Source organism: Microbacterium sp. NPDC055442, assembly GCF_053644215.1.
In genome coordinates this window covers 302,165-323,667 of the sequence record NZ_JBSHLF010000003.1, presented here as the reverse complement: position 1 = coordinate 323,667, position 21,503 = coordinate 302,165, and the positions used below count along the sequence as shown (strand labels likewise).

At 68.0% G+C, this 21,503-nt stretch carries 23 protein-coding genes; 4 read left to right on the top strand and 19 right to left on the bottom strand.

Annotation, left to right across the window (positions count from 1 at the left end; translation table 11 throughout):
- Positions 1-112: 112 nt before the first annotated feature.
- Together ACWIBS_RS08810 and purB are read left to right on the top strand one after the other, a co-directional pair.
- Positions 113-619, top strand: a complete 507-nt coding sequence (locus tag ACWIBS_RS08810) for a low molecular weight protein-tyrosine-phosphatase (RefSeq protein ID WP_376127024.1) — start codon at positions 113-115, stop codon at positions 617-619.
- A 28-nt stretch (positions 620-647) separates the two neighbouring features.
- Positions 648-2,030 carry an adenylosuccinate lyase gene (gene purB, locus ACWIBS_RS08805; protein WP_376127026.1) on the top strand — a complete coding sequence of 461 codons (1,383 nt, stop codon included), beginning with the start codon at positions 648-650 and terminating at the stop codon, positions 2,028-2,030.
- Here the strand turns inward: purB and ACWIBS_RS08800 are convergent.
- From ACWIBS_RS08800 to ACWIBS_RS08745, 12 genes are all read right to left on the bottom strand, one after another.
- On the bottom strand, positions 2,027-2,332 hold the full coding sequence (locus tag ACWIBS_RS08800) for an amino acid transporter (protein WP_376127028.1): 306 nt from the start codon (positions 2,330-2,332) through the stop codon (positions 2,027-2,029). The genes purB and ACWIBS_RS08800 overlap by 4 nt on opposite strands.
- A complete protein-coding gene (locus tag ACWIBS_RS08795) occupies positions 2,329-3,027 on the bottom strand; it encodes an acyl-CoA synthetase (protein WP_376127029.1) in 699 nt (232 codons plus the stop codon). Before ACWIBS_RS08795 ends, ACWIBS_RS08800 begins: the two co-directional genes overlap by 4 nt.
- A gap of 103 nt (positions 3,028-3,130) precedes the next feature.
- Positions 3,131-4,768: an HNH endonuclease gene (locus tag ACWIBS_RS08790; RefSeq protein WP_376127030.1), complete on the bottom strand. Its 1,638-nt coding sequence runs from the start codon at positions 4,766-4,768 to the stop codon at positions 3,131-3,133.
- Positions 4,769-4,924: 156 nt separating this feature from the next.
- Positions 4,925-5,698: a siderophore-interacting protein gene (locus ACWIBS_RS08785; RefSeq protein ID WP_376127067.1), complete on the bottom strand. Its 774-nt coding sequence runs from the start codon at positions 5,696-5,698 to the stop codon at positions 4,925-4,927.
- Between the two features lie 25 nt (positions 5,699-5,723).
- On the bottom strand, positions 5,724-6,512 hold the full coding sequence (locus tag ACWIBS_RS08780; RefSeq protein WP_376127032.1) for a thioesterase family protein: 789 nt from the start codon (positions 6,510-6,512) through the stop codon (positions 5,724-5,726).
- A gap of 51 nt (positions 6,513-6,563) precedes the next feature.
- Positions 6,564-7,133: an NADPH-dependent FMN reductase gene (locus tag ACWIBS_RS08775; protein ID WP_376127034.1), complete on the bottom strand. Its 570-nt coding sequence runs from the start codon at positions 7,131-7,133 to the stop codon at positions 6,564-6,566.
- 154 nt (positions 7,134-7,287) lie between these two features.
- Entirely contained in the window at positions 7,288-8,121 is an 834-nt protein-coding gene (locus ACWIBS_RS08770; protein WP_376127036.1) for an ABC transporter permease, read from the bottom strand.
- Positions 8,118-8,984, bottom strand: a complete 867-nt coding sequence (locus ACWIBS_RS08765) for an ABC transporter ATP-binding protein (RefSeq protein ID WP_376127037.1) — start codon at positions 8,982-8,984, stop codon at positions 8,118-8,120. The genes ACWIBS_RS08770 and ACWIBS_RS08765 overlap by 4 nt, the downstream gene beginning before the upstream one ends.
- A gap of 88 nt (positions 8,985-9,072) precedes the next feature.
- A complete protein-coding gene (locus ACWIBS_RS08760) occupies positions 9,073-9,876 on the bottom strand; it encodes an ABC transporter permease (RefSeq protein ID WP_376127039.1) in 804 nt (267 codons plus the stop codon).
- The gene (locus tag ACWIBS_RS08755; RefSeq protein WP_376127041.1) at positions 9,873-10,796 is read right to left on the bottom strand and encodes an ABC transporter ATP-binding protein; all 924 of its coding nucleotides are present in this window, start codon (positions 10,794-10,796) and stop codon (positions 9,873-9,875) included. Before ACWIBS_RS08755 ends, ACWIBS_RS08760 begins: the two co-directional genes overlap by 4 nt.
- A complete protein-coding gene (locus tag ACWIBS_RS08750; RefSeq protein ID WP_376127043.1) occupies positions 10,793-11,089 on the bottom strand; it encodes a transcriptional regulator in 297 nt (98 codons plus the stop codon). The genes ACWIBS_RS08755 and ACWIBS_RS08750 overlap by 4 nt, the downstream gene beginning before the upstream one ends.
- The gene (locus ACWIBS_RS08745; protein WP_376127045.1) at positions 11,082-11,771 is read right to left on the bottom strand and encodes a hypothetical protein; all 690 of its coding nucleotides are present in this window, start codon (positions 11,769-11,771) and stop codon (positions 11,082-11,084) included. The genes ACWIBS_RS08750 and ACWIBS_RS08745 overlap by 8 nt, the downstream gene beginning before the upstream one ends.
- 86 nt (positions 11,772-11,857) lie before the next feature.
- Here ACWIBS_RS08745 and ACWIBS_RS08740 point away from each other — a divergent pair, with 86 nt between their 5' ends.
- A complete protein-coding gene (locus ACWIBS_RS08740) occupies positions 11,858-12,253 on the top strand; it encodes a PPOX class F420-dependent oxidoreductase (RefSeq protein ID WP_376127047.1) in 396 nt (131 codons plus the stop codon).
- A gap of 20 nt (positions 12,254-12,273) precedes the next feature.
- Here the strand turns inward: ACWIBS_RS08740 and ACWIBS_RS08735 are convergent, their stop codons facing one another.
- The 7 genes from ACWIBS_RS08735 to ACWIBS_RS08705 all read right to left on the bottom strand — a co-directional run bounded on the left by ACWIBS_RS08735 (position 12,274) and on the right by ACWIBS_RS08705 (position 20,174).
- Positions 12,274-13,287, bottom strand: a complete 1,014-nt coding sequence (locus ACWIBS_RS08735; protein ID WP_376127049.1) for a sugar phosphate isomerase/epimerase family protein — start codon at positions 13,285-13,287, stop codon at positions 12,274-12,276.
- Complete coding sequence (locus ACWIBS_RS08730) at positions 13,284-14,393, bottom strand: Gfo/Idh/MocA family protein (protein ID WP_376127051.1); 1,110 nt, start codon at positions 14,391-14,393, stop codon at positions 13,284-13,286. The genes ACWIBS_RS08735 and ACWIBS_RS08730 overlap by 4 nt, the downstream gene beginning before the upstream one ends.
- Positions 14,390-15,361 carry an ABC transporter permease gene (locus ACWIBS_RS08725; RefSeq protein WP_454136815.1) on the bottom strand — a complete coding sequence of 324 codons (972 nt, stop codon included), beginning with the start codon at positions 15,359-15,361 and terminating at the stop codon, positions 14,390-14,392. Before ACWIBS_RS08725 ends, ACWIBS_RS08730 begins: the two co-directional genes overlap by 4 nt.
- The gene (locus ACWIBS_RS08720) at positions 15,358-16,878 is read right to left on the bottom strand and encodes a sugar ABC transporter ATP-binding protein (RefSeq protein WP_376128978.1); all 1,521 of its coding nucleotides are present in this window, start codon (positions 16,876-16,878) and stop codon (positions 15,358-15,360) included. Before ACWIBS_RS08720 ends, ACWIBS_RS08725 begins: the two co-directional genes overlap by 4 nt.
- Before the next feature lie 5 nt (positions 16,879-16,883).
- On the bottom strand, positions 16,884-18,062 hold the full coding sequence (locus ACWIBS_RS08715; RefSeq protein ID WP_376128980.1) for a levoglucosan dehydrogenase: 1,179 nt from the start codon (positions 18,060-18,062) through the stop codon (positions 16,884-16,886).
- A 65-nt stretch (positions 18,063-18,127) separates the two neighbouring features.
- The gene (locus ACWIBS_RS08710; protein ID WP_376128982.1) at positions 18,128-19,291 is read right to left on the bottom strand and encodes a substrate-binding domain-containing protein; all 1,164 of its coding nucleotides are present in this window, start codon (positions 19,289-19,291) and stop codon (positions 18,128-18,130) included.
- A 58-nt stretch (positions 19,292-19,349) separates the two neighbouring features.
- Positions 19,350-20,174 (bottom strand): sugar phosphate isomerase/epimerase family protein, encoded by an 825-nt coding sequence (locus ACWIBS_RS08705; protein ID WP_376128984.1) that lies wholly within the window; start codon positions 20,172-20,174, stop codon positions 19,350-19,352.
- Between the two features lie 150 nt (positions 20,175-20,324).
- On the opposite strand from ACWIBS_RS08705, the gene ACWIBS_RS08700 reads away from it, so the two are divergent.
- Positions 20,325-21,485: an ROK family protein gene (locus ACWIBS_RS08700; RefSeq protein WP_454136812.1), complete on the top strand. Its 1,161-nt coding sequence runs from the start codon at positions 20,325-20,327 to the stop codon at positions 21,483-21,485.
- The last annotated feature ends 18 nt before the right edge of the window (positions 21,486-21,503 follow it).

The window sequence follows — 21,503 nt, the reverse complement described above, 5'->3', positions numbered from 1 at the left end:
TTTCAGGGGTAACGCTAGGGGAAGCGGCATCCGCGCGGAAGACCCTGCGGCGGAACATCCGTCGTCGAATCGGATGATGCGTGCGCGCGGACGGCACGCCACAATGGAGGCCATGACTGCGACCGCCGTGGATCCCTTCCGCGTCGTCTTCGTCTGCACCGGCAACATCTGCCGCTCCCCCATGGCCGAAGTCGTCTTCCGACGATTCGCGGATGCCGCGGGCCTGGGCGCCCGCGTCGGCTCTGCGAGCGCCGGCACGGGCGACTGGCACGTGGGCGAGCGCGCCGATCACCGCACTCTGGCGGCCCTCGAGCGCCGCGGCTACGACGGCGCGCGGCACCGCGCGCGGCAGTTCGCGCACACCGACTTCGAACGCAGCGACCTCATCGTCGCGCTGGATCGTTCGCACGAGCGGATCCTGCGGGGGTGGGCGCGCTGCGAGGCCGACACCGACAAGATCGCGCTGCTGATGTCGTTCGATTCGTCGCCGCACGTCATGGACGTGCCCGACCCCTACTACGCCAGCGCCGGAATGTTCGATGACGTGCTCGGTATGATCGAGACTGCGAGCCGGGCGCTCTTCCGGCAGCTCGAACCCGCGATCCGCCCGGCCGTCTGACGTCCGCGCTGTCGCCGACGGGAGACCCGTGACCTCTCTGCCTCCCCAGCCGCTCAGCCCCCTCGACGGCCGCTACCGCGCCGCCGTCACGGGGCTCGCCGACTACCTGTCCGAGGCCGGCTTGAACCGCGCCCGCGTCGAGGTCGAGGTGGAGTGGCTCATCGCCCTCACCGACCGGTCGCTCTTCGGCACGTCGCCACTGCCGGACGACGACAAGGCGCGGCTGCGCGCGCTGTACCTCGAGTTCGGGCAGGCCGAGATCGACTGGCTGGCCGAGAAGGAGGCCGTCACCCGCCACGACGTCAAGGCCGTCGAGTATCTCGTGCGCGATCGCCTGTCGACGCTGGGACTCGACGCGATCGCCGAGCTCACGCACTTCGCGTGCACGAGCGAGGACATCAACTCCGCCTCGTACGCCCTCACGGTGCAGCGTGCCGTCGTCAACGTGTGGCTGCCCAAGCTGCGCGACGTCATCGCGCGGCTCGGAGAACTGGCGATCGAGCACCGGGATGCCGCGATGCTGTCCCGCACCCACGGTCAGCCGGCGACGCCGTCGACGATGGGCAAGGAGCTCGCCGTGTTCGCGTGGCGCCTCGAGCGCGTCGCCCGCCAGATCGAGGGCGGCGAGTACCTCGCGAAGTTCTCCGGCGCGACGGGCACGTGGTCGGCGCATCTCGCCGCCGAGCCCGACGCCGACTGGGTCGAGATCTCGCGTTCGTTCATCGAGGGACTCGGCATCGGGTTCAACGTGCTGACGACCCAGATCGAGTCGCACGACTGGCAGGTCGAGCTCTACGACAGGGCGCGCCACGCCGGCGGCATCCTGCACAACCTCGCGACCGACGTGTGGACGTACATCTCGCTGGGCTTCTTCTCGCAGATCCCGGTCGCCGGTGCGACGGGGTCGTCGACGATGCCGCACAAGATCAACCCGATCCGGTTCGAGAACGCCGAGGCGAACCTGGAGATCGCCGGCGGGCTGTTCCAGACTCTCGCGCAGACCCTCGTGACCTCACGCCTGCAGCGCGATCTCACCGACTCGACGACGCAGCGCAACATCGGCGTCGCGTTCGGCCACTCGCTGCTCGCGCTGGACAACCTGCTGCGCGGCCTCGGGGAGATCTCCCTCGCGCAGCCCGTTCTCGACGCGGACCTCGACGCGAACTGGGAGGTCCTCGCCGAAGCGATCCAGACCGTCGTGCGCGCCGAGATCGCGGCCGGGCGCTCGCAGATCACCGACCCGTACGCCCTCCTGAAGGACCTCACGCGGGGCCGCCGGGTGGGCGCGGTCGAGCTGGCGGAGTTCGTGCGCGGCCTCGACATCGGCGACGCGGCGAAGGAGCGCCTGATCGCGCTGACACCGGCCGGCTACACCGGCATCGCCTCGCGCCTCGTCGACGAGCTGAACTAGCTCTTCGCGTCGTCGTCCTGCTCTTCTTCGGGCAGCAGGACGGCGCGGTCGACCGTCTTGGTGATCTGGGCGGGATCGATCGCGAGCAGCAGCAGCGCGACGACGACGAGCACGACGACGAACGTGATGCCCGCCACGACGGCGGCCACGACGAGCGCGTGCTCGGACTGGCCGTCGAAGCGCTGCTGGAAGAAGCCCATCGAGACGAGGGTCACGACGCCGGCGAACAGCGCGGACCCGAATGCGAGGCCGAGGAGCTGAATCGGCTTCATGAGGTCACGACGAGTGGGGCGTTCAGTCATGACTGATCCTCCGATTCGGGGCGGTTCGCGGCGTCCACCGGCGTGCGACGCGGCGAGAACCCGGCGATGCCGAGATAGACCGCGACGATCGCCGCGTAGACGCCGAAGAGGCCGACGGCGATCGTGATGCCGGTGAGGGTGTACGACGCGTTCGCCTCTTCGACCGTATAGGGCAGGGCGTATTCGGCGGGCACGAGCAGGAGCGCGACCGCGAGGGCCACGCCGGCGATTCCGACGACGATGGATTCGCGGGCCGCGAGCGGCGAGACGGATGCCGCGGGCGTGCCGTCCGACCACGGCGCGACGTCGCCCGGCTTGAGCGCGCGCGGACCGCGACGGGCGACGAAGCCGTCGATCGCCTCGACGAGTCCCGTCGTGAACGCCCACGTGATGACGATCGCGAAGAAGCCGGTGGAGGTGCGCAGATCGCCGACGCTCGCGACCATGCCCGCCGCGATCGTCAGCGCCGCGAGGATGATCGAGGGCCAGCGCCGGCCGGTGGGCTGGACGAGCCACGCCGCGAGGACGTGCACGATGCCCGTCGCGAGGGCGAAGCCCCCGAAGACGGCGAGGCCGACTCCCGCGGAGTGGTCCTGCGAGAAGGTGACCATGATCGCCGCGATCGCCGCGAAAGCGGCGCGCGCGAGCTGAACGTGGCGCGCGTCGAAGACACGGGAAGAATTGGCGGTGGTCACGGGGTTCCTCAGAAAGAAGAGCGGCGTGTCCAGTCTAACCGGGGTGCGCCGCGCGGTCGCCCGGCGGCAGCGGTCACGCCGCGCGGTCACCCGGCGGCAGTGGTCACGCCGCGCGTGCCCAGCCGTCGGGATCGAACCGTCGTCGGCCACCCAGTCGTGGGGTGCGGGTCGCGTCGAGGTGGGACGGGGGAATGAACCAGACGGTGCCGCCGGTCGGATCGCCGCCCGGTGGCGGGTCGATCCGGATCTCCCAGCCGTCGGCGTGGACCCGGTGATGACACGACGCGCACAGCAGAATGCCGTTGCCGAGATCCGTCGGGCCTCGGTCGCGATCCCACCAGAGGATGTGGTGCGCTTCGGTCGTCGACGGTGGCAGGTGGCAGAACGCGCAGCCCCCGTCACGCTCGGCGAGAGCAAGACGCTGTGCCGTCGTGAAGAGGCGCTTCGCGCGCCCCATGTCGAGGATCTCACTGTCGCCGCCCAGCACGCACGGCACGATCGAGGCCGCGGCCGCCATGCGGCGCGCTGTTCCCGCGTCGATCGGCTGATCGATCCCGTCGATCTCGCCGATTCCCTCGCCCGTCGTCAGCGCGCTGAGCGGCATGCGCACGACGACGGTCGTCGCCGCGGCCGGTACGCGGTCATCGGTGCACCCGAGCAGGTGGCGGCAGATCATCGCGAGCGCGTCGGCCTGCATCTGCGGGATCGAACGCGTCTCGGGCGCGACCGCTGCCGGCCCGACCGCGACGCCACCCGCGCCGTCCTCTGGGCCCGCCGCGACGCCTGCCGGACCGGCCGACTCGCCTGCCGAGCCGACCGACTCGCCTGCCGGACCGCCCGCGTCGCCGACCGCACGGACCGCACCGACCGCACCGACCGACTCGCCGACCGCCCCGACCACGCCGCCGGCCACGCCGCCCGCGACGCCGGCCGGACCGGCCGACTCGCCCGCCGGGCCGCCCGCGTTCGAACCGCGACTCGTGCGCAGCTGATGCGTCACGATCGACTCGATAGCCGCCTTGATCGGCGCCGCTGTCTCGGGGTCGAGTCGAGCGGTCATCACGACCATGCCTGCGCGGTCCCGCGAGATCCGCAGTGACCGCTCCGCGTGCATCTCTTCGATGACCGGCTCGAGTCCGTCGGGGTCGAGCAGCGCTTCAGCGCGCCGCAGCACGACCGCGAGCTCATCGAGCGTCAGCAGCGGCGCCTGCGCGACGACCGCCGCCTCTGCCTCGAGGATGCGTTCGAGTCCGGCCCGCAGGCTCACGCGGTCGAGCATGGCGATGATCGCTGCGGCTGCGGCGATGCTCACCCGGCCGTCTGAGACGGCGGCGGCGACGTGGGGATGGCGGGCCGGCGCACGCTCACCGGACAGCTGCTCGCGTTCGCGCGTGGCTTCGCCGACCTGAACGAGCCGAGCGGCGTCACCGGCGTGGCCGCCTGTCGCGGCGGCGATGAGCTTCGCGGCCGTGCGGTGCCCTGTCTTGCGCGCGAGGCCTTCTTTGCCGAGCTCGGGTCGTGAACGCCGCGAGATACCGGCCGCAACGCTCGCGTGGAGGCCGTCGACCTGTCGCCGCAGGGCGGCGAGCGCGTCGTTGACCGCGAGAAGGCCCGGTTCGGACATCGCGTCGACGGCGGTCTGCACATCGGCGGGAGCGAGGCCGGCAGGAAGGGCCGCGTCACTCCACGCTCGCGCGAGAACGGCGACGGCCGCCTCGAGCGCTGCGGTGGGAGAGGACATCGGCGCACTCCGATCAGTGGAGAATGATCCGCCCCGTCAACTCCGTCGCCGTACACCCGTGGATCGAGACTCCGCTACTCACCTGACACGCTGTCCTGAACACAGGATAGTACATCCGTTCCCCGGAGCGCAAGACTTTCTCGAAGATTTCTCCGATCAGATCGACGGGAAGATCTGCCCCACCGGTTCGCGCTTCTCGGCCTGGAAGCGGTCTTCCGCACGGCCGCGCGCCCAATAGCCCGACAGCGACACCTGCGTGCGCTCGAGCGCCCGCTCGTCGAACAGCACACGCCGCAGAGCCTTCATCGATTCGCGCTCACCGTGCGCGAAGACGTCGACGGGCCCCTCGCGCCAGTCGATCCGGCCCACGGCGGCGGCCAGCAGATCGACCGTGTGCGCCGGGTCGACGATCCACTGCACGTCGACGCCGTCCGGGGCCGTCAGCTCGATGACGGCGTCCTCGGTGTCGACCTCGATGAGCACCGTGCCGACGGCGTCGGCGGGCAGGGCCTCCAAGGCCGCGGCGATCGCGGGAACCGCCGACAGGTCGCCGACGAAGAGGTACCACGCGGCATCCGGATTCGGGGAGTATCCGCCGCCGGGCCCCGTGAGGCTCAGCGCGCTTCCGGGCTGGACGGAGTCCGCCCAGGGACCGGCGATGCCCTCGTCACCGTGCACGACGAAATCGATGTCGAGCGTGCCGGCGGCGACGTCGACGCTGCGCACCGTGTAGGTGCGCGTGACGGGATGCCCCTCGGGAGCGGTGAACTTCAGCTTGACGTACTTGTCGGTCTCGGGCCGGTTCTCGAACGCCGTGAAACCCTCACCGCCGAGGCGCACGCGCACGAGCTGGGGGCTGAGCCGCTCGGTCGCGACGACGACGAGATCGACCGACGGACGGGGAGGACGCGGAGACGTACGGGATGCCAGGGCCACGATCCCACGCTACCCGCGCCTACGTGGCGCGGCTCCGAACCGTGAGGATCTGCTGCGCCGTCCCGACCGGACCGTCGAGATCGTGCAGCACGGTGCTCGTGAGCCCGAGCCCCGCCGGCCCGTAGGTCACGGTCGTGTCGAGCCCCACCCATGCGCCGGACGGCGAGCGGAAGAAGTGCAGCGTCAGGTCGAGGTTCGGGAAGAGCCACTCGTCGGGACTCTGGCGCACGGCGATGCCGTTGGCCGTGTCGACGAGCGCGACGAATCGCGCCAGCTCGCTCGTCTCCTCCCCCGCCACGAGATCCAGCTCCGTCGTGAGCCAGGCCGCGGCACGACCGGGCCGTCGCGGCCCGACGGCGAGCGCGCGGATGCTGCTGATGTAGCCTCCGCGCCAGAGTTCGGCGATCGGGTACACGGCCTGCGCGTCGGGCGCGGGGAGCGGCATCCACTCTCCACCGGCGACCTGCTGCGTGTCCTCGGTCGCCAGCAGCCACGCGCGAGCAGCCAGGGTCGGCCGTCCCGCGATCGTGGCCGTCGTCTCGAGCAGTTCGATCGTGCGCCCCGGCCGGATCAGGCGCGTCTCGAGCTCGATGTCGCCGCGGGTGAGTCTGCCCAGGATGTCGATGCTGATCCGGCCGAACACCTTGTCGGCGTCGCCGTGCTCTCGGCGCCACCGGTCCATGTGGTGCACGAGAAGGCCCGCGACGGTGGCGACGTGGAGGTCCTCATCGCTCCACGCGCCGCCGACGTGATCCGTCGGCAAGTAGCGGTCGGGTCCAGCGGGGACGAAGTAGCTGTCGCGCGGCATGCGGTCTCTCTCGAGTCGGGGGCTCCTCCCAGCATGGCGCAAGCCCAGCGCTCAGTCGCGGGGCAGCACCGTGAGCACCCGTTCGATGTGGTCGCGGAACTCGTTCATGAAGTCGCGCAGGAACCCGGCGGTCTCTTCCGAGGTCACCTCGCCCTCTTCGGTGTAGTCGTCGGGCTTGAAGTAGATGTACGCCTCGGGAGCGGTCATCTGCCGCGCGTTGCAGAACGTCAGCACACCGCGCAGGCTCTGCTGGGCGACGGCCGTGCCGATCTGCCCGATCGAGGCGCCGATCACGGCGGCGGGGATGTGGTCGAACGAGTTCTGACCCCACGGCCGTGAGGCCCAGTCGATCGCGTTCTTGAGCGCGCCGGGGATCGATCGGTTGTACTCGGGAGTGACGAACAGCACCGCGTCCGACGCGGCGATCGCCTCTTTCAGCGCGGTCGCCTCGGGCGGGTAGTTCTCGTCGTAGTCCTGGCTGTACAGCGGAAGGTTGCCGATCGGGATCTCGGTGAACTCGAGGCCGTCGGGCGCCAGACGGATCAGGGCTTTCGACAGTGTCCGGTTGATCGACGTCGACGACAGGCTGCCGACGAAGTAGCCGACTTTGTGCGTGGCCATCACTGCTCCATTCGTTGCTGCGACTCGGCACGATGACGCGGGGGTGCGGTCACCGACGAGTTCGCCTGAGTGCCAGCATCCGCCGCGGCAGCCGCGCAGGGAACCCCCTTGCGCTTCGGCGTCTGCCCACTCGGATGCCGCGGACCGGCGTGCGTCAGTCCTTGCGGATCCAGCGGAAGGTGAGTCGCGTCACGATGAGTCCGGCGACGAGCCAGATGCCGCAGACGATCGCGACGCCCCCGAGGTTCCACACTTCCCCCGCCTCGAGCGAGGCGTAGCTCTCGGGCAGGAAGACGGCACGCATGCCGTGCGCGAGCCACGCGAGCGGGAAGATGTTCGCGATCTGCTGCAGCCAGTCGGGCAGCAGCGAGAACTGGATGTAGACGCCCGAGATGAACTGCAGCACGAGCACGGTCGGGATGATGACGGCCGTCGCGCTCTTGCCCGATCGGGGCAGGGCCGACATCCCGATCCCGAGGATCGCGCACGTGGTCACCCCGAGGAGGAAGACCCAGGTGAAGGTCAGCCACGCCGAGGGCTCGGTCGGCAGGGGCACGTCGAAGGCCGTCGCCGCCACGACGATGAGCACGGCCGCCTGCAGGATGCCCGTCACGAGCACCTGCCCGATCTTGCCGAGGAAGTAGCTGACCGGCGACAGCGGGCTGCCCGCGAGTCGCTTGAGCGTGCCGTCGCTCTTCTCCATCGCGATGTCGGTCGCCATGTTCTGCAGCCCCGACAACAGCACACCGGCGGCGAGCATCGCGGGCAGGTAGTACTGCGCTGCCGTCATCTCGTCGCCGTCGGGCGTGCGGCCGAACTCGGCGTCGCTGAAGGCGACGGCGAAGATCGTCAGCATCAGCAGGGGGAACAGGAACGTGAAGAAGACGGTGTCGCCTTGCCGGAAGTACGAGCGGATCTCGTAGCCGGCGCGCCTGACGCCCAGCCGGACCGTGCGCAGCGGTCCGAACCGCACCGCCGTCGTGCTCACGAGATGACCGCCTCGACATCGGCCGCCGTCTCTCCGACGAGCTCGAGGTAGATGTCTTCGAGGCTCGGACGGATGACCTCGAGTCGCTCGGGTTCGCCGCGCGCCAGGAGCTCGGCCACGAAGCGCCCGGGCTCGGTCGTGCGTTCCTGGCGCGGCATCCCGTCCTGTCTCCATCGGACGATCGGGATACGCGCCTGTGCTCCGCCCAGTTCATCGATCGCGCCGATCGCGACGAGTTCGCCGCCGGCGATGATGCCGCCGCGGTCGGAGAGCTGCTGGGCTTCGTCGAGATAGTGGGTCGTGAGCAGGATCGAGGTGCCCTCGTCGCGCAGCAGGCGGATCAGCTGCCAGAAATGGCGGCGGGCCTCGGGGTCGAAGCCGGTCGTCGGCTCATCGAGGAACAGCAGTTCGGGGCGGCCGATGATGCCGAGCGCCACATCGACGCGGCGCTTCTGACCGCCCGAGAGCTTCGAGATGCGCGTGTCGATCTTGGCCTCGAGCCCGACCGCCGCGATGACCTCGTCGACGTCGCGCGGGTTCGGATAGTAGCCCGCGAAGTGGCGGAGCTGCTCGCGCACCGTCGTCGTCCCCGTCTCTCCGCTGGACTGCAGCACGATGCCCAGACGGGACTTCCAGGCGAGCCCGCCGCGGCGCGGATCCGTGCCGAGGACGCTGACCTCGCCCGCCGTGCGGTCGCGGTATCCCTCGAGGATCTCGATCGTCGTGGACTTGCCGGCGCCGTTCGGACCGAGCAGCGCGAAGGTCTCGCCGCGGCGGATGTCGAAGTCGATGCCGCGCACGGCTTCGATGTCGCGATAGCTCTTCCTCAGCCCCCGCACCTCGACGACATTGCCAGCCGTCATGCGACGCCTCGCACCCGCCCGTGTCGATTTCGCGTGCGGGTCATGGCGCAAGGATACGCGACCGTCCGAAATCGACCCTGTGCGGGCGTCAGCGGTAGCGGCGTCCTTCGTCGCGACGGAACAGCGTCAGCGCCGCGACGAGCAGCACCACGGTCCAGACGAGGATGCCGGTCCAGACCCACCACGGCAGCTCACCGCCCTGCACGGCCCAGATGACCAGCTCGCGCGCCTGTCGCGAGGGGAACCACATCGACAGCGCGTTCAGCCAGTCCGCGAACATGAGGGGCGGCAGGAACAGCCCGCCCGCGAACGCGAGGCCGAACATGACGACCTGCACGACGGCGATCGCCCCCGCCATGGGCAGCGCGTAGCCGATGCAGATGCCGATCAGCATGAACGGCAGCGCCGATACGGCAAGGGCGACGAGTCCGAGCAGGATGCCGCCGGCCGACGCCTCGGCGGCGGTGAAGAGCGCGCCGATCACGATGACCGGAAGGATCGCGACGAACCCCATGAGGCCGGTCGAGAAGATCTGCGCGAGCACGCGCACGATCCCCGGGGCGGGCAGCGTGCGCAAGTACGGGTCCCACGGCTTCTGCCGGTTCTCGGCGATCGTGAGCCCGAAGCTGAACAGCCCGTTCGCCATGACGGCGAACACCGACAACGAGATGACCGCCTGCGTCGCGAACGCGGGGTTCGAGGCGACCGTCGAGTTCGGCACGACGAAGAACAGCAGCGCGAGCGACGGGAACGCGATCGCCCCGATGATCGCGATCGGCGTGCGGGACAACTCGACCAGGGTGTATTTCGCGTGAAGCGCCGTCAGTCGCGCGACTGCGGGCGCCCGTGGCGCATCGGCGACCCGGGTGGCGGCATCCATCGTGGTGGTCATGCTGCAGGCCTCTCTGTCGTCGTTGCGGTGTCGGCCGTGCGCGTGAGCGCGAGGAACGCCTCTTCGAGGGTCGCGCCGCGTACGGTCAGATCCCGGAACGGGATGCCGCTGCGCACGAGGTCGCCGATGAATCGGTCCGAGTCGGTGGTCGTGAACACCTCGGTGTCGCCGTCGGTCTTGTGGAAGCCGGAGGTGTCCAGCCGTGCGATGGCCGCGGCATCCGCGGTCTTCATCGCGACCCGGCTGCGCCCGACGTGCCCCAGCACGGCGTCGAGCCGGTCGTCGGCGAGCACGCGGCCCTCTCCGATGACGACGACGCGTTCGGCGAGCGCTTCGATCTCTTCGAGGTAGTGACTCGTGACGATGACCGTGACGCCGGTGTCGTGCTGGGCGCGGATGGCGTCCCACAGGGCCCGGCGCCCGTCGATGTCGAGCCCTGTCGTCGGCTCGTCGAGGAGGACGAGGTCGGGGGTCCCGGCGAAGGCGAGCGCGACGCCCAGCCGCCGCTTCTGGCCGCCGGAGAGGGACCCGGTCTGGCGGCGCAGCAGATCGGTGAGACCGAACTGCTCGGCGAGGGCGGCGGGCGGCGTGCGTCGATCGAAGTGACGCCCGACGAAGTCGATGACTTCGCCGACGCGCAGCGCATCGGGCAGCGCCGTCTCCTGCGGGGTCGCGCCCAGACGCATCCGGTTCGGCGCATCGCGCGGGTCGCCGCCGAAGAGCGTCACGCTGCCCGCGCTCGGGCGGCGAAGGCCCTGGATGAGCGAGAGGATCGTGGACTTTCCGGCACCGTTCGGGCCCAGCATGCCGACGATCTGCCCCGGCTGGATCTCGAGGGTGACATCGTCGACGGCGATCGTGTCGCCGTAACGGCGGGTGACGCCGCGCAGCGATGCGAGCGGCGGTCGCGAAGCGCTCATTTCATCTCTCCCAGCATGGACCGCAGAGCGTCCATATAGTCCTCGAAGGCGCGCCGGCCGGTGCGGGTCAGCGCGATGTACGTCACGGGGGTGCGCCGCTCGTGCGTCTTCTCGACGGCGACGTAGCCGGCGTCCTCGAGCTTGCGCAGGTGCGTCGAGAGGTTGCCGGCGGTCATGCCGAGCAGCTCCTGAAGGCGCGGGAAGGCGATCTGCTCACCGGCATCCAGAGTCGCCAGCGCCGAAGTGATGCGCAGTCGCGCCTGTGCGTGTATGACGGGGTCGAGCTCATCCACGACGCACCTCACCCGCCCTGGCGATCGTGCGACGCAGTCGCGCGAGATGGATGAATGCCGCCACGGCGAGCGCGATGAGTCCGAGCCCGCCGGCCAGCGCCATGAAGAGGTAGTGCGTGGGGTAGCCGAAGAACGGGGCGACCAGGCCCACGATGATCGTCCAGACCCCGAGGATCAGAGCCGGCACGGCGCGCCACATCGCACCCGAGACCACGTACATGAGCCCCGCGAAGAGCACGTAGGCGACGGGGTAGTAGATGTTCGCGACCTCAGGATCCATGCCGTTGACGATCAGACCCTGTCCGAAGACGGCGATGGCGATGCCGCCGAGCATCCAGGCGCAGCCGTAGACGATGCCTTGGAAGGCGTCGCCCGCGTTGCCGCGCATGCCCCGGCCGGAACGGATGCCCAGTATCGCCGAGAGCACGATGGCTCCCACGATCAGGATCGCGAAGATCGTGGCCGCGACGGGGAGCGGGATCGAGAGATCGGGCTTCAGGCCGTCGATCATCCACAGCACGCCGAACCCGGCGAGCCAGGCGATGCCCCACGTCAGGATGATCGTCGGGACGAAGCTCGCGACCTGGCCCTCGACGCTGCGCCGCTGGTTCTCCAGAAGCGCCAGCATCTGCTCAGGGGCGAGCGGTGCGTCCTCGTCTGTGCCTTCCGTGTGTGCGTTCATACCTACTTTGTACTGCAAAGTAGTTGGTGAGCGCAAGGGGTTTGGATTCACGGCGGGATTCGCGGATGCCGCGAGAGAATGGGCGGATGACTTCTCTCGCCACCCTGACCGACGACGGACGACGGTTCTTCACCGAATACCACCTCGCGACCCTCTCGACGCTCGGCCCGGATTCCGGCATCCATGTCGTCGCCGTGGGCTACACGCTCGACGACGCCGGCGTGATCCGCATCATCACCTCGGACGGCAGCCAGAAGGTGCGCAACATCGAGCGGGACCCGCGCGCGACGGTGGCCCAGGTGGCGGGCCCGCAGTGGGCGAGCATCGCCGGCACGGCCGTCATCGAGCGCGAGCCGGACGCGGTCGCCCACGCGGTCGCGCTCTACGCCGCCCGCTACCGGCAGCCGCGTCCGAACCCGCTGCGTGTCGTCATCCGCCTGACGCCCGCGAAGGTGCTCGGCTCGGCCGGGCTGTGGGGGTGACGCGCGTCAGGGAAACCCACTCATTGGTGTGAGAATGCCGCGTCGAAGGATGCGTCCGGTCTCTTCCACAGCAGAGACCGCACGAATCGCACGGCTTCGGCTGCACCGTGCAGACGGTCCATTCCGGCGTCTTCCCACTCGATCGAGATCGGGCCGTCGTAGCCTATGGCGCGCAGCGCCCGAAACGCGTCCTCCCACGGGACATCACCATGGCCCGTCGAGACGAAGTCCCACGGACGCCGCGGATCACCCCACGCGAGGTGTGAACCGAGCACCCCCGCACGCCCATTGGGTGCTCGGAGCCGCGTGTCTTTGCAATCAACGTGGTAAATGCGATCGCGGAAGTCGCTGATGAAGCCGACAGGATCGATGTTCTGCCACATCATGTGCGACGGATCCCAATTGAATCCGAATGCATCGCGGTGGTCGATCGCCTCCAGCGTGCGCACCGATGTCCAATAGTCATAGGCGATCTCGCCGGGATGGACCTCGTGCGCGAACCGCACGCCCTCCCCGTCGAAGACGTCGAGGATCGGGTTCCACCGCTCCGCGAAGTCCTCGTAGCCGTGGTCGATAATCTCCGCCGACACAGGAGGGAACAAGGCGAGGTACGGCCAGATCGAAGATCCCGTGAATCCGACCACCGTGTCCACGTCGAGCTTGCGTGCCACGCGCGCCGCGCGCTTCATGTCCTCGGCGGCCCGCTGGCGCACGCCCTCAGGTTCGCCGTCACCCCACACGTACTCGCGCAGGATGGCCTGGTGTCGGAAATCGATCGGGGCATCGCAGACGGCCTGACCTGCGAGGTGGTTCGAGATCGCGAACACCCGCAAGCCGTGCCGATCGAGCACGTCCCGGCGCGACCGGAGGTAGGCGTCGTCCTCGTCGGCGCGGCGAAGATCGAGATGATCTCCGGATGCCGCGATCTCGAGCCCGTCGTAGCCCCATTCGGCGGCGAGGCGGGCCACCTCTTCCAAAGGCAGGTCGGCCCACTGTCCCGTGAACAACGTCACCGGGTGCGAAGTCTGAGTCACGCGATCCTCCCAAGCGCGGCGATGTCGAGATCGGCCCACCCCCCCTGGCGCGAAGAGGCGATGACCGCGTCTGTGATGCGCGCCGCACGCACTCCATCGGCGAAGGTGGGCATGCCCCCGACTGCGTGTCCGCGCACAGCCGAGATCATCTCACTCATAAGCAACGTGAAGGCATCCTGGTATCCCTGCGCGTGTCCCGATGGAGTTGTGATGTAGCGACCGACCTCGGGATCGGGCATGGTCTCTACGCCCTTGGGAACAATGAGGGTGCCCTCTGCCGTGCCGATCTCAAGTCGGTCGGGGTTCTCCTGATCGAACGCATACGACGAACCCGCACCGTCCAGCTCGATCCAGAGGCGGTTCTTCCGGCCGCGGCTCGCCTGTGAGATCACCACACTGCCCGAAGCGCCCCGATCGGTCTCGAAGAGCATCGTGACGGCGTCCTCCGTTTCGACGGGAACCTCACCGTGTGGAGCGGTACGGGCGTCGTGAAGGCGAGTGGACCTCGCGGACAGCCGTGAAATTCGGTGACCGCTCATGAACTCGAACAGATCGCACCAGTGCACGCCGATGTCGGCAAATGCTCGAGACTCACCCTCCCCCACCCGCCAGTTGTAGGCGTCGCGGTCGGCGAGCCAATCCTGCAGGTAGTGTCCGTGAGCGAGCCAGATGCGGTCATCCGTGCGGGCGATTCGGGCACGAGCCTCCCGCACCGCCGGATAGTAGCGGTAGACGAACGGAACGACATTGACGACGCCGGCCGCCCGCGCCGCTCGGTCGAGAGCGATCGCGTCGTCCGCGTTCAGCGCGAGGGGCTTCTCGCACACCACGTGCTTACCCGCAGCGATCGCCGCAGCCGTGAACTGAACGTGCTGCGAATTCGGTGTGCACACGTGCACGACGTCGATGTCGGGGTCGGTGATCAGTGCCTCCGGTGTCAGCACACGCTCGATGCCGGCGCGCCCGGCGGCATCCGCAACGCGATCAAGGTCGCGGCCCGCATAGGCGGCCACGGTTCCACCGGCCGCACGTACGGCGCGGGTGTGCACGGCGCCCATGAATCCTGTCCCGATGATTCCGCTGCGCACGGGACGCACAGCCGTCACTTCTTCCTCGACAAGGCGACTGCCGCGATGATGATCCCACCGCGGACGACTTGCTGCTGTGCGACGTCGAGACCCGCGAGAATCAGACCGTTGTTGACGAGGCCCATGAATAGCGAACCGAAGAGCGTGCCGATGATCGCACCGCGACCGCCGAACAAGCTCGTCCCACCGAGGATGACCGCGGCGATGACGGTGAGTTCGTCACCCTGGCCCCACTGGAAATGGCCGGATTCCAGACGGCCGGCGTAGAGCATTCCCGCGAGCGCGGCCACCACGCCCGATGTCAGCAGGACCGTGAACTTGATCCTCGCCGTGCGAATGCCCGTGTAGGCCGCAGCCGTCGGGTTGCCGCCGGTCGCGAGCACCTGCCGCCCGTAGCGGGTGCGGTTCATCACGATCCAACCGACGGCGACGGCGAGCACCGTCCAGACCAGAAGGCCGGGCACGGGTCCGAAATCTCCGCCACCGAAGATGAGGACGTAGACCGGGTCAGTGATCGGCTGCGGCGCTGACCCCGTGATCCATTGCGCGAGCCCAGCCGCGAGCCCCAGCATCCCGAGCGTCACCAGGAAGGAGGGGATCTTGAGCCACGCCACGAGACCGCCGTTGACCGCGCCGATGACGGCACCCGAGGCGAGTCCTGCGAGGATGCCCGGAAGCAGTCCGTAGTGCGTGACGGCCATGGCGGTGACGACCGATGAAAGACCTGCGACAGAACCGACGCTGAGGTCGATCTCGGCGTTCGCGATGACGAATGTCATCGCGACCGCCATGACCGAGATCGTCGCCGTCTGGCGAACGATGTTGAGCAGGTTCGTGCCGGACAGGAAGCCGCTGTCGCCGAGTGTCACCGCGAAGAGGATGAACACGAGGATGAATGCGACGTAGATGATGTTGCTACGCCAGTCCATGCGCGCGGTGATCCGGGTGATGAACGACGGCTTGTCCGTCGTCACGGTGCTGCTCATGCGGCTTCTCCTTGGATGATGAGTTGAAGTTGCTCTTCGCTCTCGACCTCGGTGCGATCCAGCACGCGGTACGTGCGGCCCTCACGGAGGACGACGATCCGGTCGGCCACGGCGAGCAGCTCGGGGAGCTCCGAGGAGATGAAGACGACGGCGTTGCCCTGAGAGGCGAATTCGCGGACCATGTCGAGGATCTCGGTCTTCGTGCCGATGTCGACGCCGGCCGTGGGCTCATCCATCACGAGCAGTCGGGGGGCGGTGTTGATCCACTTCGCGACGACGACCTTTTGCTGGTTGCCGCCCGACAGCAGGCTCACGGGCGCATACGGATCAGCCACCTTCACCTCGTAGGTTCTCACCAGACGCTCGGTGAGACGTGCCGTCTTCGACGGGCTGACGAAAGGTCCCGTCATGATGGTGTCGAGGACAGGAAGCACAAGGTTGTCGGAAACCGAGTGATCCAGCACGAGACCCTGTTCTCGCCGATCCTCGGGGATCAAGGCGATACCCGCGCGCTGCGCAGCACGCGGGCCCGAGAACACGGTTTTTTCTCCGTCGATCCGCAGCTCCCCACGCGTGGGCTTGTCCATCCCGCTCAGAACGCGGGCGAACTCGGTCCGGCCACTGCCCATCAGTCCCGCGAGACCGACGATCTCGCCTGCGCGGACGGACAGGCCGACGGAGCGGAGGACGCGGTCGCTGGCAACTCCCTCTGCAGACAGCACCACCGGTGCGTCCGGATCCCGATCCCGCTCGCGATACACCAGGTCGCTGGCCAGTCGACGACCGATGATGGCTTCGATGATCTGCGGCGAGGTGAGTTCGGACAACCGCTCGCTGAGCACGACGCTGCCATCGCGCAGCACTGTGATGCGGTCGGCGACCTGCCGGATCTCGTCCATGCGATGGGAAATGTAGACGATCGCGATCCCTCTGCTCTTCAGCCGCTCGATGAGTCCGAAGAGATTCGCCACTTCGTGCTTGGCCAGACTCGCGGTGGGCTCGTCCATGACAAGCACCTTCGCGTCCTTCGCGATCGCTTTCGCGATCTCGACGAGCTGCCAATACGCGGTGCCGAGATCGCCGACCGTCACCCGCGGGTCGAGGGCCACGCCGAGGTCGTCGAAGATGCGGCGGGCCTCCGCTTCACCGGCGCGGTCGTCGACCAGTCCGAAGCGTCCGCGCTTCTCCCTGTTCAGCGAGATGTTCTGCGCAACCGTCATCGACGGAATGAGGCTGAACTCCTGGAAGACCATACCGATGCCGGCACGCTCAGCGTCTGCGGTGTTGCGGATCACGACCTCTCGACCGTCGACCTCAATGGTGCCCGACGTGATGGTGTAGACGCCCTGCAGGATCTTCATGAGCGTCGACTTGCCGGCGCCGTTCTCGCCGGCGAGGGCGTGAACTTCGCCGGCGCGGATGTCGATGTCGACCTTCTTGAGGACGCTGACGGGACCGAAGTTCTTGACGACGTTCCTCATGCGGACCGTCGGCACGGACTCCTCGACGTCGGACACCGTCATCATCGTCCCCGGATGTGTTCCGTGACGGCAGTCCACGCACCGGTGCGGCCGGAGTCGAGGATTGCCTCGTCGACGAGGGCGGTCTGGTAGCCGTCGGCGAAATCAGGCCGGACCGCGCCACCCTCGGCGATCGCCTTCATGAACTCGTAAGCCTCGATGATCTTCGTCTCGCCGTAGCCGATACCGATCGCAGGGATCGGCCACAGGGCGTCCCCGTACGGCGTGTTCGGCCCCGTGTACACGGTGCGGAATCCGCGACGGTCCGCAGGATCGCTCTTGAACACGACCTGTAGTTCGTCACGGTTCTCGTAGTTGAAGACGATCGATCCTTCCGTCCCGTGGATCTCGAACGTCAGGAAATTGTTGCGACCCCAGGCGTTGCGGGTCGCCTCGATCGAGCCGACGGCGCCGTCGCGGAACTTCACGAGAGTGATCGCCTCGTCATCGACGTCGACTTCACCGCGCGGTCCGCCCGACTTCGAAGCTCCGCCCAGTGCGTCGAACCCGCCCGACTGCAGCGGGCGGTCCTTGATGAAGGTTGAGACGACGGAGTTCACTTCGCTGATTTCGCCGACGAGGTAGCGGGCGAGGTCGACGACATGCGAACCGATGTCACCGACGGCACCCGATCCGGCGATCTTCTTCTCGAAGCGCCAGCTCAGCGGAGAGTCGGGGTCCGCACTCCAGTCCTGCAGGTACGTGCCGCGGAAGTTCAGGATGCTGCCGATCGCGCCCTCGTCGATGTACTTCTTCGCGAGGGCCACGGCGGGCGTTCGACGGTAGTTGAAGGCTACGGCGCTCACGACGCCGGCCTTCTCGACAGCATCCAGCATCCGCTTGGCGTCCGTGGCGGTGGGAGCCAGCGGCTTCTCGCAGATGATGTGCTTGCCGGCCTCGGCCGCCGCGATGGCGATCTCGGCATGAAGATGGTTCGGCGTCGCGATGTCGATGACGTCGATTGTCGGGTCGGCGACGACGTCCTGCCACGACGTGGCATAGCCTTCCCAGCCGTAGCGCTCCGCTGCTGTGGAGGCGAGCTCCTCAGTGACATCGACGATGGTCTTGCGAACCGGCCGCGCGGGAGCAGGCCAGAAGAACATCGGCATGGCCGCGTACGCGAGCGAGTGGGCTTTACCCATGAAACCGCCGCCGATGAGAGCGATGTTGACGTCCTGCATGTCTTTCTCCTGTGCGAGGTCGAGGGGCGGCCCGCGGCGTCCACGGCCCGCCCCCAGGGGGGTGATCAGTCGGTGAAGGCGTCCTTGACGGCTGCCGGGGGCTCGGCGTGGTACACGGTCTCCCATGCCTCGAGCACGTTGTCGTGGTCGACAGGGAGGGAGCTCAGCGCCACGTACGGCGGCACCTCGACACCCAGCATGCTCAGCGCTGCCAACCGGGCTTCGGCGACGCCCTGGTCGTACGGGAGCTGCGCGCCCAGACCGACGATCATCTGGTTGCGAGCGAGTGCGATGGCGACATTGGTGCCGAGGTCTTCGGTGGCGATCTTGATGTCGGTGCGTCCCGTCTCTCGCGCGGCCGCCATCACACCCTCGGCGGGAACATCCCAGACGGCCCAGATGCCGTCGAGGTCCGCGTTGCGGGTGAGCATCGCGTTGGCGACACCCTGCGCGTCACCGGCGAAGTCCGGACCGGCGATGCCCTGTTCCTGCACGATCTCGATGTCGGGGAACTCTTCGGTGATCGTGGCCATGAAGCCGTCGTACCGCTGCTGCGTGACGAAGAAGTCCGCTTCGTGATAGATGACCCCGATCGTTCCCTGCCCGCCGAGTGCGCGGGCGAGCAAGTAGGCGGATGTGACGCCGTTGCCGTAGTTGTCTGCGGAGACCATCGAGACGTAGTCCTCACCGGCGACGAACCCATCTGGCACGTTGTCCATGAAGACGAGCTTCACGCCCTGCTCGGCAGCGCGACGGTATGCGCCCGCGGTCGCGATTGGATCGGTGGGGATCGAGATGATGATGTCGGGGTTCTGCGCGAGCACCGTCTCGATGTCGGACACCTGCTTCGCGGGATCGAAGTCGGCGTCAGTGGTCGCGATGACCCTGATGCCGAGTCGGTCGAATTCGGCGTTGAGGCCGGCGATCTGCGCGTTGGCCCAGTCGTTGCCGCCGTAGTGCATGACGATTGCCGCGGTGAGGCCCATGCCGGCGACTTCAGCGACCTGTTCGTCCGTCATCTCCGTGACGGAGAACGGCGAGGGCTCCTCCCCATTGGGACCGTCGCTGAGAACTTGTCCGGTGACCTCTTCGAGGGCGGCATCGATCTGTGCCGCGACATCCGCATCGACCTCGGCCTGTCCGCCTTCGCTGGCAGGGGTGCAGGCTGCAAGGCCCAGCACCGTCGCGAAGGCCGCGATCGCGATGAGCGGCTTGGTGAACTTTCTCATTCACATCTCCTTTGCTGTGTGAGCTGGCGTGAGTACGCCGCTCGGTGTGTCCGGTGCGTCAGTCGGCGAGCCCGTGCTCCGTGAGGAAGGCACGGCTGGTGGCAGCGGCGGCATTCAGGTCGCCGTCGTAACCGTCGAGTTCCACGGTGATCCAGTCGTCATAGCCGGCTGCCCGGACGGCTTCGACGACGGATGCGAGGTCGACGTCGCCGGCGCCGAGCGGGAGGAAGCCGCCGGCTGTGAGGTCGGCGTCCTTGAGGTGGACGTAGTCGAGGCGATCTGCATACCGACGGATGATCTCGGCCGGATCCGAGCCACCTGCCGCCAGGTGCGCTACGTCGGCGCAGAGGCCGATGTCCGACGCTGCGAAGAGTGCGTCAACCTGCGCTCCCGTCTCGGCGAGGCTACCGAGATGCGGGTGGTAGCTCGGCACGAGGCCTTCCGAACGCGCCTTATCGGCGACACGGTCGAGCAGTTCCCCCATCACGAGGAAGTCGTCGTCACGACGACCAGTGCTGCGAATCGCTCCGCCACCAATGACATAGTGGCGCGCGCCTGCGTTTGCAGCCAGCGCTATCGAGCGTTCGAAGCGGGCGTACTCGTCTTCGTGTGCGTCCCGGTAGATGAAGTGGCCGCCCGAGTAGACGCCCGCGAGTTCCAGGCCGTTGTCGGAAAGCGCCTTGCGAAAGCCCCCCAGATGGCTCTCGACAGCAAGGAGGTTCCCGTCGAAGAGTTCGACACCGCTGAAACCGTTTCGGGCGATCGCCTCGAGCGTAGGGCCGATCTCGCCGGGAGTCAGATAGAAGCCGGTCGGCAGGTCGGTCACCGAGCTGGGCGTTCCGACGACGCCGCCCCAGGCATTCGCCTCGTATGCGAGCTTCATGGTTTACCTACCTCCTCGTAGTGAATGGATCCGACCATACTCCTTTTGACTTTTGTAAGTCAAATGTTGCCTTCTCGAGAATCGCAAGTCCTCAGTCCGGTAACGTTTCACGCACCAGAATGCGTCGGAACGATCCGGAAGGTACGAGCAATGTCGCTGCCCCCGATGACTGGAGTGGGTGACCTGTTCCAGATCCTCCGAGACGGACGCGCGCGAACCCGCGCCGAGCTCGTCCTCGAGACCGGGCTTGCGCGAACGACGGTGGTCGTTCGGATGGCAGCGCTCGCACAGCTAGAGCTCATAGCTCCAGCTGGCACCGCTGCGTCATCCGGAGGACGCCCGCCGAGCCGGTTCGCCTTCGACGCCCGATCGCGATCGATCGTGGGCATCGACCTCGGCGCGACTCACGGCACGGTCGGACTCACCGACCTGCGGGGCAACGTCGTCGCGCAGCAGCAGCACGTGCTCGACATCGCGTCCGGCCCCGATGAGATCCTCGGGCTCGCGCTCGATTCCGCGTCACAGCTGATGGCGGAGTGCGGGACGGATCCGGTCTCACTGCTCGGCGTCGGCGTCGGGGTCCCCGGTCCCGTCGAGCACTCTTCGGGGCGTCCGATCAGACCACCGATCATGCCCGGGTGGGATGGATTCGACATCCCGGCCTTCGTCCGTCGCCGATTCGATGTCCCCGTGCTCGTCGACAACGACGTCAACCTGCTCGCGCTCGGCGAGCGCGCGACCGCATGGCCCGACGTCGACGATCTTCTCTTCATCAAGGTATCGACGGGAATCGGTGCGGGAATCATCTCGGGAGGTATTCTGCAGCGCGGCGCTCGCGGATCGGCCGGTGACATCGGTCACGTCCAGGTACCGCATGGACGCGGAGAGAATGACCTCGAGGCGACGGCGAGCGGACCCGCCATCGCGCAAGAGTTGAGCGAAGCGACCGGAGAGTCGGTCGATCCCGCCAACGTCGTTGATCGCATCCGGGTCGGCGATCCGAGCGCGATCGCCGCAGCACGCGAGGCGGGCCGAGCGATCGGTGAGGTCGCTGCCATCTGTGTGAGCATGCTCAATCCTTCGACGGTCGTCGTGGGTGGGCGGCTCGGCGTCCATGTGCAAGAGATCATCGCGGGTGTCCGCGAGGTCGTCTACCGGCGGTCCATACCTCTCGCGACGCAGCACCTGAGCATCGTTCCCGCGCAGGGCGGCGTCGACGCGGGTGTCCGCGGCGCCGCGCTTATGGTCATCGAGGACAGACTTGCTCCGAGCGCAATCGACGCGCTGGTTTCGGAAGCCGCGAGCGTTTGACGCGCGTCCAGCCGCAGC

What these genes read in the sequence shown, in the direction of transcription:
- ACWIBS_RS08810 (WP_376127024.1), top strand. Translation starts at nt 113, where the DNA reads ATGACTGCGACCGCCGTGGATCCCTTCCGCGTCGTCTTCGTCTGCACC.
- ACWIBS_RS08800 (WP_376127028.1), bottom strand. Translation starts at nt 2,332, where the DNA reads ATGACTGAACGCCCCACTCGTCGTGACCTCATGAAGCCGATTCAGCTC.
- ACWIBS_RS08790 (WP_376127030.1), bottom strand. Translation starts at nt 4,768, where the DNA reads ATGTCCTCTCCCACCGCAGCGCTCGAGGCGGCCGTCGCCGTTCTCGCG.
- ACWIBS_RS08780 (WP_376127032.1), bottom strand. Translation starts at nt 6,512, where the DNA reads ATGCCGCGCGACAGCTACTTCGTCCCCGCTGGACCCGACCGCTACTTG.
- ACWIBS_RS08775 (WP_376127034.1), bottom strand. Translation starts at nt 7,133, where the DNA reads ATGGCCACGCACAAAGTCGGCTACTTCGTCGGCAGCCTGTCGTCGACG.
- ACWIBS_RS08765 (WP_376127037.1), bottom strand. Translation starts at nt 8,984, where the DNA reads ATGACGGCTGGCAATGTCGTCGAGGTGCGGGGGCTGAGGAAGAGCTAT.
- ACWIBS_RS08760 (WP_376127039.1), bottom strand. Translation starts at nt 9,876, where the DNA reads ATGACCACCACGATGGATGCCGCCACCCGGGTCGCCGATGCGCCACGG.
- ACWIBS_RS08755 (WP_376127041.1), bottom strand. Translation starts at nt 10,796, where the DNA reads ATGAGCGCTTCGCGACCGCCGCTCGCATCGCTGCGCGGCGTCACCCGC.
- ACWIBS_RS08745 (WP_376127045.1), bottom strand. Translation starts at nt 11,771, where the DNA reads ATGAACGCACACACGGAAGGCACAGACGAGGACGCACCGCTCGCCCCT.
- ACWIBS_RS08740 (WP_376127047.1), top strand. Translation starts at nt 11,858, where the DNA reads ATGACTTCTCTCGCCACCCTGACCGACGACGGACGACGGTTCTTCACC.
- ACWIBS_RS08725 (WP_454136815.1), bottom strand. Translation starts at nt 15,361, where the DNA reads ATGAGCAGCACCGTGACGACGGACAAGCCGTCGTTCATCACCCGGATC.
- ACWIBS_RS08715 (WP_376128980.1), bottom strand. Translation starts at nt 18,062, where the DNA reads ATGCAGGACGTCAACATCGCTCTCATCGGCGGCGGTTTCATGGGTAAA.
- ACWIBS_RS08710 (WP_376128982.1), bottom strand. Translation starts at nt 19,291, where the DNA reads ATGAGAAAGTTCACCAAGCCGCTCATCGCGATCGCGGCCTTCGCGACG.
- ACWIBS_RS08705 (WP_376128984.1), bottom strand. Translation starts at nt 20,174, where the DNA reads ATGAAGCTCGCATACGAGGCGAATGCCTGGGGCGGCGTCGTCGGAACG.
- ACWIBS_RS08700 (WP_454136812.1), top strand. Translation starts at nt 20,325, where the DNA reads ATGTCGCTGCCCCCGATGACTGGAGTGGGTGACCTGTTCCAGATCCTC.